This window comes from Aurantimonas sp. DM33-3, assembly GCF_014334315.1.
Taxonomy (GTDB): domain Bacteria; phylum Pseudomonadota; class Alphaproteobacteria; order Rhizobiales; family Rhizobiaceae; genus Aurantimonas; species Aurantimonas coralicida.
In genome coordinates, this window is record NZ_JACSGS010000005.1 from 1 (window position 1) to 16,436 (window position 16,436).

Consider the following 16,436-nt stretch of genomic DNA (forward strand, 5'->3'; position numbering starts at 1 on the left):
CAGCCGACAGGTCCTCGTTGATTCTTACGGCCATCGCTCTTTCCCTCCCTTCGCCAGACAGGGAATCACGAACGCCCAGGACAGGAAAATCACAGCTGAGTCAGATCAAGCGCAGGCGGGTATCATGTCCCGGCGGCCGGTCGATGTGGCGAGAAGCGCTGCCGTGGCTCTGCCACGCAGATGCGGCGCCTTTCACGCTCCGATCATCCCTTTGGCCCCCGGCGCTGCGAACGCATCACCCTCGGCTGCAAACTTGCGCTTCACAAACCGAACGTCGACTAGTATACAAGTTGGCGCAGGCCATCGCTGAGCATGGTCGATGACGTTTCGCGGACCGGCGTGGTGGAGGCCTGGCGGTCGCGGAATCCGAACCAAACAGGGAGGAAACATGACCGTGACCCAGACATTGCGCCGCCGCGCTGCCGCCGGAACCGCGCTGACCGCGCTGATGGCATTCGCCACGCTGGGCGGGGCCGCCTCGGCCGCCGAACTGCGCGGCTGGAACATCCATGTGGAGGATTATCCCGTCTCGATCGCCATGGAGGCGTTTGCCGCGGAAGTGGCCGAGAAGACGGGCGGCGAGGTCACCTCCAAGATCTATCACAACGGCGTCCTGGGCGATCAGCCCGACGCGATCGAGCAGGTCCGGCTCGGGGTGATCGACTTCGGCGAGTTCAATCTCGGCCCCATGGGGCAGGCAGTTCCGGAAGCGAACGTCACCGCCCTGCCATTCATCTTCAAGAGCGTGCCGCAGATGTACGAGCTGATGGACGGCGAGGTCGGCGACGCCATCGGCGAGGGGATGAAGGCCAAGGGGATCGTGCCGCTCGGCTGGTACTCCGCGGGCGCCCGGTCATTCTACAATTCGGTGAAGCCGATCAACGCACCGTCCGATGTCGAGGGCCTGAAGGTCCGGGTGATGAGCAACGATCTCTTCGTCAAGATGGTCGAGGCGATGGACGGCAACGCCACGCCCATGGCCTTCGCGGAGGTCTACCAGTCGATCAAGACCGGCGTCGTGGACGGGGCGGAGAACAATCCGCCATCCTACGAATCCACGAACCATTACGAAGTCGCCAAATACTACTCGCTGACCGAGCATCTGATCATTCCCGAATGCCTGTGCATGAGCCTGAAGGCCTGGGACAAGCTGACGCCCGAGCAGCAGGAGATCGTCATGGCGGCCGGCCGCAGCAGCGCCGCCATGGAGCGCAAGCTCTGGGACGAGCGCGAGGCGGCCAGCCTGGAAACGGTGAAGGCCGGCGGCACCGAGGTGAACACCATCGCCGACAAGGATGCGTTCCAGGACGCGATGGCGCCGGTCTATGAGGCGTATCTCGCCGACAATCCGGGCATGACCGACCTCGTCAACATGATCCGCGAAGCGGACTGAGCTCCCTCGAGGTCGAATATGCCGCTTCGTCTCCCTAGAGGAGGCGGAGCGGCCGCCCTGCGGCCCGCATCGTCCGAGGCAGCCATGACGCCATCCTCATTCCCCGTTCTGACGCTCCGGCGGACGCTGGAGCACCTGCGCAAGGCCTGCATGATCGTCGCGACAGCCGCCCTGGCGCTGCTCATCGCGAGTTTCGGATGGCTCGTCTTCGGCCGCTATGTCCTGAACGTCACGCCGACATGGGTCGAGCAGCTGGCGCTTCTGCTCATCTGCTACATCGCCTTCCTGGGCGCAGCGGTCGGGATCCAGGAAGACACCCATATCGGGGTCACGCTGTTTCGCGACATGCTGCCGCCGACGGCCCGCAAGATCGTGATGATCGCCATCGATGTCTGCCTGGCCGCCTTCGGCGCGACGATGCTCATTGCCGGGATCACGCTGATGCAGTTCGGCTGGGACACGCTGCTTCCGATGCTGCGGATACCGGAGAGCTTCCGCACGCTGGCGATCACCTCCTGCGGCGGCCTCGTCATGCTGTTCTCCGGCGCCCGCGGACTTCTGCGGATCCTGTCCTTCCGGGACTGGAATCCCGAAGCCGAACTCAAGGATCTCTGAACGTGGGACTTGCCATTCTGCTCGGCGTCTTCGGCGCCGGAGTGATCATCGGCGCGCCGGTCGCCTTCGCCATGGGCATCGCGGCGGCCGCGGCCTTCTGGTACGAGGGTTTCCCGACACTGATCACGTTCCAGCGGGCGACCGCCGGCGTCTCCGTCTTCTCGCTCCTGGCCATTCCCTTCTTCGTCTTTGCCGGCGAGATCATGCTGCATGGCGGGATCGCCAGCCGGCTGGTGAAGCTCGCCTCGGCGATCGTCGGCCATCTGCGCGGCGGCCTCGCCATGGTCAACATCTTCTCCTCGATGCTGTTCGGCGGCATCTCCGGCTCGGCCGTGGCGGATATCTCGGCCCTCGGCTCGCTGCTGATCCCTGTGATGAAGGAACGCGGCTACCGGCCCGATTTCGCGGTCAACGTGACGGTGACGTCGTCGATCGCCGGGATCGTCATCCCGCCCAGCCACAACATGATCATCTTCGCGGTGGCGGCCGGCGGCCGCATCTCCGTCTCCGGCCTGTTTCTTGCCGGCGTCCTGCCGGGCATCCTGATGTGCGTCTGCCTTGCGGTGGCCGCCTACATCATCTCGGTGAAGCACAATTACCCGGCCGAACCCTTCCCGGGCTGGGGCGTCGTCGGCCGGACGGCGGCCGATGCCATTCCCGGCTTCATGACGGCGGTCATCATCGTCGGCGGAACGCTCTCGGGCGTCTTCACGGTCACCGAATCCGGGGCTTTCGGTGCGATCTACGCGGTCCTCCTGACGGCCTTCTACTATCGCAGCCTGACGCTGAATTCCTTCCTCATCGCTTTGGCGAGTGCCGTTCGCACGACCGCCATGGTGATGATCCTGATCGCCTTCGCCAGCTCCTTCGCCTATCTCCTGGCGCTCTACCAGGTGCCGACCAAGCTCAGCATGCTGCTGGTCTCGATCTCCGACAACCCGATCATGATCCTCCTGATGATCAACGTGATCCTGCTGGTCCTCGGCATGATCATGGACATGGCCGCGCTGATCCTCATCTGCACGCCGATCTTCCTGCCGATCGCCAAGGGCCTCGGCATGGACCCGACCCAGTTCGGCATCATGATGCTGATCAATCTCGGTCTGGGGCTCTGCACGCCGCCGGTGGGGACCTGCCTGTTCGTCGGCTGCGCGGTCGGGCGGATCAAGCTGGAAGCGGCCATGCGGACGATCTGGCCCTTCTACCTCGCCATTCTCGCCGCCCTGCTGCTGGTGACCTACGTGCCGGGCATCTCGCTCTGGCTTCCCTCGCTGCTCAACTGACGAGGCGCAGCTCCGGGCCGACATGCCCTGTCGGCGCCCGGGTCTCGCGATCGCGGGATGCGGGGATGATCGCCACTTAGACGCCGACACGAACGGCGTATGAAAACCTCCGTGTGCCGGGCGCCCTGGCGCCGATCCGGTTCAACGAACACATCGCTGCACGCAGCACGAACAGAAGGAAGATGAGATGACACTGAGTGGCAAGACAGCAATCGTGACCGGCGGCGGCCGCGACATCGGCAGCGCCTGCGCGATCCGACTGGCCCGGGAAGGGGCCAACGTCGTCATCAACTATTTCGCCAGCGCCGACCGCGCCCATGCCACGGTGGACGCGATCACGGCTGCCGGCGGTCAGGCGATCGCGGTGCAGGGCGATCTGAGCAGGCCGGACGGCGTCGATGCGCTGGTGGCCAGGGCGGTCGAGACCTACGGCACGGTCGACATCCTGGTGAACAACACCGGCGGCCTGATCGCCCGCAAGACCGTCGGCGAGATGCCGCTGGAGCATTGGCAGGCCGTCATGGACCTGAACGTCACCAGCACCTTCCTGATGACCAAGGCGGTTCTCGCCCACATGAGCAAGGGCGCCATCGTCAACATCGCGAGCCAGGCAGGCCGCGACGGCGGCGGACCGGGGGCGGTCGCCTACGCGACTTCCAAGGGCGCCATCATGGCGATGACCCGCGGCCTCGCCAAGGAACTCGGCCCGGACATTCGCGTCAACGCGCTGTGCCCCGGCATGATCGACACCGACTTCCACAACATCTTCACCAAGCCCGAAGTGCGCAAGAACGTCGAGGCGGCAACCCCGCTGAAGCGCCAGGGCCGGTCGGAAGACGTCGCCAACATGGTCTGTTTCCTCGCCAGCGACGAGGCGTCCTTCGTCACCGGCGCGAATGTCGACATCAACGGCGGCATGCTCTTCAGCTGAGTTGGCCGGAACCGGGGGCCGGGCCCGCGAGCAACCCCCATGCGCGCGACCGGACCCCGGACCCATGGCATCGCGCCAAGCGGTGCCCGAGAATACGGGAAGGCAGGGCGGACGCGGCGTTCCGGACGAACGACCGACAACCTGCATGCCTTCCCGCCCTTCGGCCCTATTCCGCCAGGTCGCGCATGACCTTGATGAGGTCGGACTTGCCCTCGAAGCCGATGCCCGGGAGTTCGGGCATGACGATGTGGCTGTCCTCCACCGTCACACCATCCGGAAAGCCGCCATAGGGCTGGAAGAGGTCCGGGTAGCTTTCATTGCCGCCGAGGCCGAGGCCGGCGGCGATGTTCAGCGACATCTGGTGCCCCCCATGCGGGATGCAGCGCGAGGGCGACCAGCCGAACTGGGCGAGGACCTCGAGCGTGCGCTGGTATTCGACCAGGCCGTAGGAGAGGGCGCAGTCGAACTGCAGCCAGTCGCGATCCGGGCGCATGCCGCCATAGCGCAGGAGATTGCGCGCATCCTGGTGCGAGAAGAGGTTCTCGCCCGTCGCCATCGGCCCCGGATAGAACTCCGTCAGCGCCGCCTGCAACGCATAGTCCAGCGGATCGCCGGCCTCCTCGTACCAGAACAGCGGATAGTCCCGCAGCATCTTGGCGTAGGCGATGCCCGTCTCCAGGTCGAAGCGGCCATTGGCGTCGACGGCGAGGCGCGCCTGCGATCCGAGCTCTTCGAGGACGGATTCGATGCGGCCGCGATCCTCGTCCAGCGAGGCGCCGCCGATCTTCATCTTCACGACCGTGTAGCCGCGATCGAGATAGCTGCGCATTTCCCTGCGCAGCGCCGAATTGTCCTTGCCGGGATAATAATAGCCGCCGGCCGCGTAGACGAAGACGCGCGGATCGGCCTCGCGGCCCTTCTCCTCGGCCAGCATCCGGAACAGCGGCTTGCCGGCGATCTTGGCGACCGCGTCCCAGACCGCCATGTCGACCGTGCCGACCGCGACGGACCGCTCGCCGTGGCCCCCCGGCTTCTCGTTCATCATCATCGTCGCCCAGATGCGGTGCGGATCGAGATTGGTCCCTGCGTCGTTCATCAGCGACGCGCCGTCGGCCTCGAGGATGCGATCGCGGAACCGCTCGCGGATCAGGCCGCCCTGGCCGTAGCGGCCATTCGAGTTGAAGCCGTAGCCCACCACGCGGCGGCCGTCGCGCACCACGTCGGTGACGACGGCGACGAGGCTCGTCGTCATCTTGGTGAAGTCGATATAGGCGTTGCGGATCGGCGAGGCGATCGGCTTGGTGACCTCGACGACGTCGACGATACGCATGGCAAAGCTCCGGTTCTGGCGTGTTCGGTTGACCGTCGGTAGCGCTGGCCGCGGGCAAAGGCCAATGCTAGATCGGTCTGTGGTCATACCGATTGGGCATTGCCGATGGAGACGATCTGGCTTGATGACTTTCTCGCTCTTGCGTCCGAGCTGAACTTTTCACGCGCGGCGGAACGGCGGCACATCACGCAGCCGGCCTTCAGCCGTCGTATCCGGGCGCTCGAGTCCTGGGTGGGCGCGCCCCTCTTCACGCGCACGACGCACAATGTCGCGATGACGGCGGCCGGCGTCGTGTTTCATGCGCAGGCGGCGATGCTGAGCCGGGATATCCAGCGGCTGCGGCAGGAAACGCGGGCCGCGGCCGGCATCGACGCCGGTGTCCTGACGATCGCGGCGACGCACGCTCTGTCCTTCACCTTTTTCCCGCGCTGGATCCGGGGCAACGACGCGCTGTTCGGGCGCGGCAATCTCAACCTCGTCTCCGACAGCATGATGGCCTGCGAAGAGATCATGCTGCGGGGCGAGGCGTCGCTGATGCTCTGCCATCATCACCCGGCCATGCGCAGCCAGTTCGAGCCGGGCCAGTTCGACAGCGTCCTCGTCGGATCGGACAGCCTCGTCCTTGTCAGCGCCCCGGATGCCGAGGGCAAGCCGATCTGGTCGCTCGATGCCGGGCGCCCTGCGCCTTACCTCGGCTACAGCGAGCCGTCCGGCCTCGGCCGGATCGTCGCGGCCGTCTGGCGCCCTGAGCGTTCGGCCGACCGGATCGAACAGGTGTTCACGTCGCATCTCGCCGCGACGCTGCTGACGATGGCGCGGTCGGGCGAGGGGCTGGCGTGGCTGCCCATGACCCTTGCCGAAGACAGTCTGGAGGCGGGAACGCTGGTCCGCGTCGCGTCGGGCGCCATGCCGATCCCAATCGAGATCCGGCTCTACCGGCACAAGGGGCGGCAGGGTGCGACGATCGAGGCGGCCTGGGAGGCGCTACCCTGATGGCGCTGCCTGCCGCATCGGGACAGGACGGGAAGGGCGCAGCGGTCGCCGCCTTCACGTAACGATCGTCGGCGCGGCGACGCTCTGGTCGCCGCGCTGAAGCGCTTGAGGTTCGCCGCCCTCAGATGTTGGAGGCGCGGATGGCCTCGCAGACCGCGTCCGTCACCTCCTGCGTGGTGGCCGTGCCGCCGACATCGGGGGTCTTGATGCCCTCGCCGGTGACCTTCTCGACGGCCTGCATCAGCCGGGCGGCGGCGGCATTCTCGCCGAGATGGTCGAGCATCTGCGCACCGGTCCAGAAGGTCGCCACCGGATTGGCGATGCCCTTGCCGGTGATGTCGAAGGCCGAACCGTGGATCGGCTCGAACATCGAGGGGAAGCGGCGCTCGGGATCGATGTTGGCGGTGGGCGCGACGCCGAGGCTGCCGGCCAGCGCGCCGGCAAGATCGGACAGGATGTCGGCGTGCAGATTGGTCGCGACGACCGTGTCGATGCTCTGGGGCTTCAGCGTCATGCGCACGGTCATCGCGTCGACCAGCATCTTGTCCCAGGTCACTTCCGGGAATTCCGTCGCGACCTCGGCGGCGATCTCGTCCCACATCACCATGCCATGCCGCTGGGCATTCGACTTGGTGACCACGGTGAGCAGCTTGCGCGGGCGCGACTGGGCCAGCTTGAAGGCGTAGCGCATGATGCGGGTGACGCCGACCCGGGTGAAGATCGCCACCTCGGTGCCGACCTCTTCCGGCAGGCCCTTGTGGGCGCGGCCGCCATGGCCGGAATATTCGCCCTCGGAATTCTCGCGCACGATCACCCAGTCGAGATCGCCCGGGCCGACACCCGCGAGCGGCGAGCTGATGCCCGGCAGGATCTTGGTCGGCCGGACATTGGCGTACTGGTCGAAGCCCTGGCAGATCGGCAGGCGCAGGCCCCACAGGGTGATGTGGTCCGGCACGTCCGGCGCGCCGACCGCGCCGAAGAAGATCGCGTCGAAAGGCTTGAGCTGGTCGGTGCCGTCGGCCGGCATCATGACGCCGTGCTTGCGGTAATAGTCCGAGCCCCAGTCGAAGCTGGTGACGTCGATCTGGAAGCTGCCGTCGCGGCGCGCCAGCGCCTCGAGCGCCTGCAGCCCGGCGGCGATGACCTCCGGTCCGATGCCGTCCGCGGGAATCGCGGCGATGTTGTAGTGCTTCATGGGAGGATCCCTTTCGTCTGATGGATCGGGTCGCGGCGCTCGCTTGAGCCCGCGTCGGGTTGGGGTGTCACGCTGGCGCGGCGGCGCAGGTCTCCGGCCGGCGGCCGCAGCCGCCGTTCGCGGGATGCCGGCGCCGCGTTGCCAGCCCTTAGAAGAACAGTCCCTGTGGCATGCGGATCAGCAGGACGTTGGCCATCAACAGGTAGAAGCCGAGGACGATGGCCACCGAAACCGCGGCGTAGATTGCCATCGTGCGCCCGTTCGGGGTTTCCCAGGACGCCACCGCGATCAGGAGGGCGAAACCGAGAAGCCCGGCGGCGGTGAAGCCGAGCAGCGGCATCGCTGCGATCCAGATGCCGATGGCGACCGTCGCGGCGATGCGGCGCCAGCCCACCGGCTCGCGCGCGGGCTTCAGCGCCGCGCCGTCGGCATCGATGCCGCCCTCTGCGATAGAGGGCGCCACCGGCCGGCGCATGTGCTGGACGATCAGCATGAGCGACAGGACTGCCAGCGCCGCCGCGATGGTCGTCGGGAACACCGAGCCCATCGGGGTCATGTCGCCGGTGCCGATGACGGCGGCGATGCCGATCGCCGCGAAGAGGCCGCCAAAGGCCATGCTCGGAACGTCGCGCCAGACGGTCTGCACCGGGGCGGCGTCTTCCACGGCATCCACCGGTACCGTCTTCAGGGTGCGACGCTTCGCCAGATACGAGGACAGCAGCGGGTAGAGCAGCGTCAGGAGGGCACCGGCGATGATCGCGATGCTGATCGGGCGGCCGAAGAACATGCCGAGGACGGCCTGCTGGGCATTGCCGATGAGATAGCTCTGGACGAAGCCCTGTTCCGCGATCTGGCCGAGGACCAGGCCCAGCACGATCGGCGACGGGGTGAAGCCGAAGCGGTTGAGGATCCAGGCGAGGATGCCCAGGACGAACATGGTCTGGGTGTCGTGCAGGTTGCTGTGGATCGCGAAGCTGCCGATGATCGTCAGGAAGGCGACGGTCGGCACCAGCAACGGCTTGGGGATCGCGATGATCGAGCGATAGGCATATTTGCCGATCAGGAGGCCCGCCGGCAGCATCAGCACGGTGGCGATCAGCAGGCCGAAGATGAAGGTGTAGACGATGTTGCCCTGGGCGGTGAACAGCGTCGGGCCGATCTTGATGCCCTGGACGAGCAGCGCGCCGAGGATGATGGCATCGGGCGGGGTGCCGGGAATGCCCAGCACCAGCGTCGGGATGAAGCCGCCGCCCACCGTGGCATTGTTGGCAGACTCCGTGGCGATGACGCCGTCCGGCTCGCCCTGGCCGAAGCGCTCGGGATGTTTGGAGGCGCGCCGGGCTTCCGAATAGGAGACGAGGCCGGCGATCGAGCCGCCGGCGCCGGGCAGGATGCCGATCACCGTGCCGATGACCGAGCTGCGGACGACATTGAACTTGCGCGCCCAGCTGATCGACAGGGCTTCGCTGAGGCGAATGCCCTTCAGATCGTCCTCGACGGTCAGGTGCTGGGCACGGGTCGCCACGAGGTCGATGACGACGGGCACGCAATAGAGGCCGATCAGCGCCGAGGTGATGTCGATGCCGCCCAGGAGCACGTTGGTGCCCATGGTGTAGCGGATGTCGCCGCCGACCACGGCGACGCCGATCATCGACATGAGCAGGCCGAGGCAGGCGCCGATGAGGCCCTTGATGGTGTTGCCGACGGACAGCGCCGAGATGAGCGTCAGGCCGAAGATCGCCAGCCAGAAATATTCCGGCGGACCGAAGGCCAGCGCCACGCGGGCGAGGGGCGGCGACAGGAACAGCAGGAACAGGCCGCCGACGAGGCCGCCGAAGACCGATGCGAGGGTGGCGAGGGTGACGGCAAGGCCGCCGTCACCCTTCTTTGCCATGGGGTAGCCGTCGAAGGTCGTGGCGATCGCCGACGGCGTGCCCGGCGTGTTGACCAGGATGGCGGCGTAGGAGCCGCCATAGATCGCGCCGGTGTAGATGGCGCCCAGGGCAATCAGCCCCGAGGCGGGATCCATCGTGAAGGTGAAGGGGACGAGGACGGCCACCGCCATGGTCGCTGACAGGCCCGGAAGGGCGCCGATCACCGTGCCGAGCACCACGCCAACGAGGGCGAGGAGCAGATTGAGCGGCGTGAGTGCGTCGAGGAAGTACTCGAAGAGCTGCATGGGGTGGCCTGGCCCGATCCGTTATTTCTTCACGATGCCGAGCTGTTCGGCGCCGGCCGCGTATTCCTCGGTCTTCTCGGCGACGAAGTCCTGCATCTTCTCATAGGGGATGTCGGTCAGGACGAAGCCGCCATCTTCCATCTTCTTGACGAAGTCCGGGTCGGCATTGACCTTGGAGACGGCGTCCGAGACGGCCTTGCGCATCTCCTCGGAGGTCGATTTCGGCACCGCGACGCCGCGATAGGCGCCGCCGACCAGATCGATGCCGAGCTCGGTGAAGGTCGGCACGTCCGGGAAGACCGGCAGGCGCTCTTCGGAGGCGACGGCCAGCATCCGCAGGGCGTCGCCCTGATTGACGCCCGAGGTGGCGTAGTTGAAGCCGGCCATGGTCTGGCTGCCGAGGACGGCGGTCACCGCCGGGCCGGTGCCCGAGAACGGAATGTAGGTCGTGGTCAGGCCGGTCAGGCCGTCGAAGCGGGCCTGGGCGAGGTTGTTGGACGAGTTCGAGCCCGAGCCGCTGAAGGTGACCATGCCCGGGTTTTCCTTGGCGTAGTCCATCAGGTCCTGGAGCGTCTGGAACTCGCTGTCCTTCGGCACGAAGATCGCGTCGGGCGTGTAGTGGAAGTAGTTGACCGGGGTCAGGTCCTCGGTCGTGTAGCCGATGTCCTTCTCCATCGGCTGCAGCACCGTGTGCGGCAGGTTGATGCCCATGATGGTGTAGCCGTCGTCGGGCAGGCCGTTGAGCTGCGACCAGGCCTGGGCGCCGCCGGCGCCGGCCATGTACTGGATGATCAGCTGCTGGTCGAACATCTTCTCCCAGCTCGCCTGCTGGAAGCGCGCCGACACGTCGGATTCGCCGCCGGCATTGAAGGGGATGATGTAGTCGACCTGCTTGGTCGGATAGTCGCCGGCGGTCTGGGCGAAACTGGCCGTCGCCGTGCTGGCGAGCAGTGCGAGTGCGATCGCGGTGAACTTCATGAGAACCTCCCAATTCGAAATGGAGCACCGGCGCTCATCGCCTGCGCTCGTCGAAGCGTTGGCGCCGTCGGCGCGGCTTTATGCCCGCGACGCCAGCGATGGACTGTTGCGATGGAGCTGCGGGATTCGGGGCGGCGCCGTGCACCGTGTCCCTCTCTCCTCGACCCGCTCCTCCACCGGGCCGGCCCGGCAAACCGGACCTGTCGATCGACGACCCTCCTGTCGCTTCGATCACGGCCACTGTAATTGATGATGGAGAAGGGATAATATCGAATACGGAAAATGATTATTGCACTGACGGACGCAATCCATGGACAGTGACCTTGCCTTCTTCGCGCTCCTGGCCCGCAAGGCCAGCTTCTCGGACGCGGCGCTCGAGCTGAACCTGTCGACCTCGGGGGTCAGCAAGCGGCTCGCCAAGATCGAGAACCGGCTGGGCGTGCGGCTGATGAACCGGACGACGCGCCGGGTCAGCCTGACGAGCGAGGGCGAGACGTTCCTGAACGAGAGCGCCGCGATCCTCGAGGACATTGCGAGCCTGGAAAACCGCATCCGCTCGGCCGGCGAGAAGCCGCAGGGGCTCCTGCGGATCAACGCGACCTTCGGCTTCGGGCGGGAGTTCATCGCGCCCATCGTGTCGCAATTCGCGCGGGAATATCCCGACATCTCGGCCCAGCTCGTCCTGACGGATGCGCCGATCAACCTGGTCGAGGAGGGCTACGATTTCGCGGTGCGCTTCGGCAGCCCGCCGAATTCGCGGCTGATCAGCCGCCGGCTGCATCGCAACAGGCGCTTCCTGTGCGCGGCGCCGAGCTATCTGGAGAGATACGGCCGCCCGCAGCGGCTGCACGATCTCACCGACCACGAATGCATCGTCCTGCGCCAGCACAACCAGATCTACGACGTCTGGCGCCTGCAGCGCGGACAGCTGACCGAGTCGATCAAGGTGAAGGGGCGCCTGTCCAGCAATGACGGCGAGATCGCCCTGCAATGGGTGGTCGACGGCCACGGCATCATGCTGCGGTCGGAATGGGACATCGTCCGGCTGATCCGCGAGGGCAAGCTGGAACTGGTGCTGCCGCGCTATGCCCAGGTCGACGCCGACATCTACGGCGTCTATCCCGAGCGCAACAACGTCTCGGCCAAGGTCCGCGCCTTCATGGAATTCACCCAGACCGCCTTGCAGAAAACCAGTAGCCTGCAATTCAACAGCTAGGGTTGGGCGCGCGATCAGACCGGAAGGCGATAGTGCGCGCGACCTGAATGTCACCTCAGCGCTTTGTGAAGCGTGTCGACTTGCTTCGGCTTGGCGCGGTCTCCATTTCAAGGGTGACGCGCGGTGTTGGTGAGCGATGCCGCTATCGAGCGATCCGCGGACGGTTGCGTCCGATCCGCGATCTTGAGGGACGACCGTGTCGTCTGCCGAAGCGACTGGGAGGCTGCCTTGTCTCGAACCCGTCTGAACCGCAGAACGATGCTGGCGGCTGGTGTCGCTTTCGGTGGTACCCTCGCGACGAGTGGCATGTCCGGCCTGCTCGTTCCCGCGCGGGCACAGGGCCTCGCCCCGACCCCCTCCATGCGCGGCGGCTCGAACAATTATCGCCCCGGCGCGCCGGTCGTCGAACGGATCGGCAATGGCGGCTTCTGGATGTCGGGGCGCGTGCGCCGGGCCGGCGACGGTGCGCCGCTGGAAGGCATCCGTATCCAGATCTGGGCCCATACGACCGAGGCCTATGAGCGCGATCCGGAGAGCCATGGAGCGACGCTCACGGGCCCCGACGGCACGTTCCGGCTGGAAATGCCGCAGATCGTGCCCGCATTCGGCCAGGCGCACGGCCATCTGGCCTATGACGATCCCGAATTCGAGACGGTCTTCCTGCGGCCGGTCATGTCCAGCCCCAAGGATACGAGCCTCAGCGCCGACTTCGTCCTGCAGCCGGCCTGACTCCATGACGCTGTCCATCCGGGCCGTTCTCGGCTGGTCGGCGCTGGCCGTCGCGGTTCTCGGTCCTGTCGCCATCGCGGCGACGAGCGAGTATCTCGCCTATCGCAGCGGGATCTATATCGCGGCCGGCCTCGCCGGGATCGTGGCGATGGCGCTGCTCCTTCTCCAGCCGCTTCTGGCGGCGGGCTATCTGCCCGGCATCGACATGCGGGACGGACGCCGCATGCACCGCTGGGTCGGCACTGCCCTTGTTGTCGCGATCGTCGCCCATGTGGCGGGGCTCTGGCTGACGAGCCCGCCGGATGTCGTGGATGCGCTGCTCTTCACCTCGCCGACGCCGTTTTCGGACTGGGGCGTCATCGCCATGTGGGCGCTGTTCGCAGCGGCCCTGCTGGCCGCCCTGCGCCGGACGCTGCGCCTGCGACCGCCGGTCTGGCGGTTCGCCCATACGGCGCTGGCGAGCGTGGTCGTGGTCGGCAGCGTCGTCCATGCGCTGCTGATCGAGGGCACGATGGGCACGGTCTCGAAGGTCGCTCTCTGCGCCCTCGTCCTCGCCGCGACCGCCGGGGCCCTGTGGGATCTGCGCAGCTGGGCAGTGCTCAGGCGGTTCGGTCCGCTGAAATAGACCGTCTCGTCAGATCGGATCCTCCTTCCTCCGGCTCGCGCCGCCGGAGCCGACCAGCCCGAAGCGGGCGCCGTGAGGATCTTCGCAGACCAGCGCGAACGAACCGCCGGGTATCTGGTCGGGCCCCTGTATCGTCTTGCCGCCAGCCGACGCGAGGCGTTTCTCAGCGGCATCGATGTCGGGCACCATGAAGTAATACTGCCAGCCGATGCGGCCGTTCGGCACCTCGCCCATGATGGCGCCGAGACGCGTCGTTCCGCATGATACGAAACGGTAGTCGCCGAGTTCCCCCATCGGCATCGCACCGTCCTGGCGCCAGCCAAACGCTGCGGCGTAAAAGTCGAGCGCAGCTTCCGGATTTTTTGCCGAGAGTTCGTTCCACACGGCATGGCCGGGTGTTGCCTCCTCCGCCTGCCGGAAGGCCAGACTTTCCTCGGCGCTCTCGCCGCGCATGACATAGAGCGTCGCGCCCTGCGGGTCCGCGACCAAGGCCATGCGGCCGACGCCGTCGATCGTCATCGCCGGCATATGCGTTGCACCGCCGGCCCTCTCGATGGCATCGACCGCGGCGTCGACGTCCGCAACGGCAAGATAACCCAACCATACTGGGCCGGCCGTCATTCCGTCCGGCTGCTTCAGAAGTCCCGCGACGGGCACGCCGTCCGGCGCCGAGATGATGCGGTAATCCATCCCTGGATGGTTCGAAGTCGCAATCGTCCAACCGACGACATGGGTATAGAAGTCCTGCGCCGCGTCCGGGTCGGGCGTCAGGAGCTCGTACCAGATCGGCGTTCCTGCGGGATTGGCCATCCTCATCTCCTCCGTCTCCATAGGAAAGGCACGCATTTCCAGGATCTCATATGCCCTGTCCTCGCCGGCGAGGGCCAACGGCGTTCGTACATGCCGAGAGCCGTCGCCACGGACCCGTTCCAGCCATGGCGATCAGTCCAGCTCCGGCGCCCCGAGCGGAAAGAGCGGACGGTACGGGCGGGCCTCGTTGATGCAGCGGGCGAAGGACGGTCGGGCGTTCAGGCGATTGCGGTAGGCGCGCACATGGGCGAAGCGCTTGGCGATCGGGTGGGTCCAGTCGGCGTAGAAGAGCTGCGGCGCGGCGGCGCAGTCCGCGAGGCTGAAGCTGTCGCCGGCGACCCAGTCGCGATCCGCCATCCGCCCGTCGAGATACCCATAGGCGGCATCGAGAGCCTGTCGCGCGATGCGGACGCCCTCGGGATCACGCTTGCCGTCCGGACGCAACGCGTCGAGGACGATCGTCTGCTGCGGTGTTGCGACGTAATTGTCGAAGAAACGGTCCCAGAACCGGACCTTCAGCGCCGCGGCCGGGTCGGCGGGGAGCAGGGCGACCGGGCCGGGGTGACGAAGCCCCAGATGCTCGATGATGACCGACGCCTCGATGACTGGAGCGCCCTCGTCGACGAGCAGGGGAAACTTGCCGATCGGCCACATCGCCCGCAGTTCGTCCATCGCCGCCGGATCGTCGGGGCCGAGGATGCGGCCTTCGAAGGCCGTGCCGTTCTCGTAGAGGGCGATCAGCACCTTCTGGCAGTAGGACGAGAACGGATGGAAGAAGAGCGTCAGCATGGGCGGCCTCAATCGTCGAGGGCGAAGGAGCCCGTCGCCACGGCACCGGCCGGCGCGTAGACCGCGATGATCGCGCCGCCTTCCGAGACGCGGTGTTCCAGGAGGCGCCAGGCACCGGGTTCTGCGCCCGGCAGGGCCCGTTTGCCGTGGCCGAGGATCAGCGGGAAGGTGATCAGGTAGAGCCGGTCGACGAGACCGGCCGAGAGCAGCGCCGGGTACAGCGTGGTGGAGCCCTGGATAATCAGCTTCGGGCCATCGGTGCGCTTGAGCGCCGCCACCGCATCGATGTCCGGCAGTGCATGGGAATTGGCCCAGGCAAGCGGCTCGCGCGACGAGGTGAGGACGTATTTCGCGGCGCGATTGAACTTGTCGGCAAAGGCGTCACCGGTGATGCGGGGCCAGTGCGCGGCGAAGATGTCGTAGGTCCTTCGGCCGAGCAGCAGGTCGAACTCCCCGTCGAAGACCGTGTTGATGAAGCCCCCGACCGTGTCGCCGACATGGGGCACGATCCAGCCGCCGAGCGAGAAACCGTCGCTGCGGTCCTCGTCGGGGCCGCCCGGTGCCTGGACGACGCCGTCCATCGACTGGAACAGGCCTGCCGTGATCTGACGCATCTCGACCCTCTTCCTCTCCCGTCTTGAAACCGCACGCTATGCAAGGCGTCCCCTGTCCGAAATCCTCGGGCTCAGGCCGCGCGCTCGTATCGCGCCGCATTCTCCCGGAACGGGGCCAGCTGATCGGCCAAGGCCTTGCGGAAGGCCGGACGCGCCGTGTGGCGCGTGACATAGGCGTCGAGCGCTGGAAAATTCTGGAGAATGTCGGTGTGGCGGGGGATGCGCAGCACCGCCGTCATCATCAGATCGGCCACCGAGAATTCGCCGAGGAGGCCGTCGCGATCGCCAAGCGCTGCCTGAAGCTGCTTAAGACGTTTGTCGACGGACTTGATGGCGCCATCGCGCAGCTTCGCTGCCGCATCGGCGTCGCCGGCGAAGAAGTCGAGATCGACAAGCGCTGCAATCGGCGGCTCGATCGTATTCAGGCTGGCGAAGACCCAGGAGAGGGCGAGATCGCGCTGGTGGCGATCGGACGGCAGCAGCCTGTCGCTCGCCTCGGCGATCCGCCAGACGATGGCTCCGGATTCGAACATGGTCTGCCCGTCGATCTCCATCGCCGGAACCTGGCCGAAGGGCTGGCGGGCGATATTGTCCGCGCCGCGCTGCGACCCCTGTTCGAGAATGATCGGCCTGTATGCGAGCCCGGCTTCTTCCAGCGCCCAGCGAACGCGCAGATCGCGGACCAGTCCCTGGGCGAAGGACGGCACCCAGTCATAGGCCGTCACACCGATGGTGGAGTTCTGCATGGTCGCGTCC

16 protein-coding genes are annotated in these 16,436 nt (G+C 66.6%); 8 read left to right on the forward strand and 8 right to left on the reverse strand.

What is annotated here, in order from left to right:
- The first annotated feature begins 388 nt into the window (after window positions 1–388).
- From H9Q09_RS08515 to H9Q09_RS08530, 4 genes are all read left to right on the forward strand, one after another.
- Window positions 389–1,393 (forward strand): TRAP transporter substrate-binding protein, encoded by a 1,005-nt coding sequence (locus tag H9Q09_RS08515; RefSeq protein ID WP_210315279.1) that lies wholly within the window; start codon window positions 389–391, stop codon window positions 1,391–1,393.
- Window positions 1,394–1,477: 84 nt separating this feature from the next.
- Complete coding sequence (locus H9Q09_RS08520; protein ID WP_187390682.1) at window positions 1,478–2,008, forward strand: TRAP transporter small permease; 531 nt, start codon at window positions 1,478–1,480, stop codon at window positions 2,006–2,008.
- A 2-nt stretch (window positions 2,009–2,010) separates the two neighbouring features.
- The gene (locus H9Q09_RS08525) at window positions 2,011–3,291 is read left to right on the forward strand and encodes a TRAP transporter large permease (protein ID WP_187390683.1); all 1,281 of its coding nucleotides are present in this window, start codon (window positions 2,011–2,013) and stop codon (window positions 3,289–3,291) included.
- A 187-nt stretch (window positions 3,292–3,478) separates the two neighbouring features.
- Window positions 3,479–4,222, forward strand: a complete 744-nt coding sequence (locus H9Q09_RS08530) for a 3-oxoacyl-ACP reductase family protein (RefSeq protein WP_187390684.1) — start codon at window positions 3,479–3,481, stop codon at window positions 4,220–4,222.
- Window positions 4,223–4,388: 166 nt separating this feature from the next.
- Here H9Q09_RS08530 and H9Q09_RS08535 read toward each other — a convergent pair whose 3' ends face one another.
- Window positions 4,389–5,552 carry a mandelate racemase/muconate lactonizing enzyme family protein gene (locus H9Q09_RS08535; RefSeq protein WP_187390685.1) on the reverse strand — a complete coding sequence of 388 codons (1,164 nt, stop codon included), beginning with the start codon at window positions 5,550–5,552 and terminating at the stop codon, window positions 4,389–4,391.
- 105 nt (window positions 5,553–5,657) lie between these two features.
- Here H9Q09_RS08535 and H9Q09_RS08540 point away from each other — a divergent pair, with 105 nt between their 5' ends.
- Window positions 5,658–6,545, forward strand: coding sequence for a LysR substrate-binding domain-containing protein (locus tag H9Q09_RS08540; RefSeq protein ID WP_187390686.1), 888 nt, complete (start codon window positions 5,658–5,660; stop codon window positions 6,543–6,545).
- Between the two features lie 121 nt (window positions 6,546–6,666).
- Here the strand turns inward: H9Q09_RS08540 and H9Q09_RS08545 are convergent, their stop codons facing one another.
- From H9Q09_RS08545 to H9Q09_RS08555, 3 genes are all read right to left on the reverse strand, one after another.
- Window positions 6,667–7,740 (reverse strand): tartrate dehydrogenase, encoded by a 1,074-nt coding sequence (locus tag H9Q09_RS08545; protein ID WP_187390687.1) that lies wholly within the window; start codon window positions 7,738–7,740, stop codon window positions 6,667–6,669.
- A 148-nt stretch (window positions 7,741–7,888) separates the two neighbouring features.
- A complete protein-coding gene (locus H9Q09_RS08550) occupies window positions 7,889–9,919 on the reverse strand; it encodes a tripartite tricarboxylate transporter permease (protein WP_187390688.1) in 2,031 nt (676 codons plus the stop codon).
- 21 nt (window positions 9,920–9,940) lie between these two features.
- A complete protein-coding gene (locus H9Q09_RS08555; RefSeq protein ID WP_187390689.1) occupies window positions 9,941–10,897 on the reverse strand; it encodes a tripartite tricarboxylate transporter substrate-binding protein in 957 nt (318 codons plus the stop codon).
- Between the two features lie 310 nt (window positions 10,898–11,207).
- Between H9Q09_RS08555 and H9Q09_RS08560 the strand changes: the two genes are divergently transcribed.
- The 3 genes from H9Q09_RS08560 (at window position 11,208) to H9Q09_RS08570 (ending at window position 13,467) form a co-directional block, all read left to right on the forward strand.
- Window positions 11,208–12,113, forward strand: coding sequence for a LysR family transcriptional regulator (locus H9Q09_RS08560; RefSeq protein WP_187390690.1), 906 nt, complete (start codon window positions 11,208–11,210; stop codon window positions 12,111–12,113).
- A 228-nt stretch (window positions 12,114–12,341) separates the two neighbouring features.
- Window positions 12,342–12,842, forward strand: a complete 501-nt coding sequence (locus H9Q09_RS08565; RefSeq protein WP_187390691.1) for a twin-arginine translocation pathway signal — start codon at window positions 12,342–12,344, stop codon at window positions 12,840–12,842.
- Window positions 12,843–12,846: 4 nt separating this feature from the next.
- Window positions 12,847–13,467, forward strand: a complete 621-nt coding sequence (locus H9Q09_RS08570) for a ferric reductase-like transmembrane domain-containing protein (RefSeq protein ID WP_187390692.1) — start codon at window positions 12,847–12,849, stop codon at window positions 13,465–13,467.
- Window positions 13,468–13,476: 9 nt separating this feature from the next.
- On the opposite strand, the gene H9Q09_RS08575 is transcribed toward H9Q09_RS08570, so the two are convergent.
- From H9Q09_RS08575 to H9Q09_RS08590, 4 genes are all read right to left on the reverse strand, one after another.
- On the reverse strand, window positions 13,477–14,277 hold the full coding sequence (locus H9Q09_RS08575) for a VOC family protein (RefSeq protein WP_187390693.1): 801 nt from the start codon (window positions 14,275–14,277) through the stop codon (window positions 13,477–13,479).
- 132 nt (window positions 14,278–14,409) lie between these two features.
- Window positions 14,410–15,066 (reverse strand): glutathione S-transferase family protein, encoded by a 657-nt coding sequence (locus H9Q09_RS08580; RefSeq protein WP_187390694.1) that lies wholly within the window; start codon window positions 15,064–15,066, stop codon window positions 14,410–14,412.
- An 8-nt stretch (window positions 15,067–15,074) separates the two neighbouring features.
- Window positions 15,075–15,680 carry a dihydrofolate reductase family protein gene (locus tag H9Q09_RS08585; RefSeq protein WP_187390695.1) on the reverse strand — a complete coding sequence of 202 codons (606 nt, stop codon included), beginning with the start codon at window positions 15,678–15,680 and terminating at the stop codon, window positions 15,075–15,077.
- Between the two features lie 71 nt (window positions 15,681–15,751).
- Complete coding sequence (locus H9Q09_RS08590; RefSeq protein ID WP_187390696.1) at window positions 15,752–16,426, reverse strand: glutathione S-transferase family protein; 675 nt, start codon at window positions 16,424–16,426, stop codon at window positions 15,752–15,754.
- Window positions 16,427–16,436 lie beyond the last annotated feature (10 nt).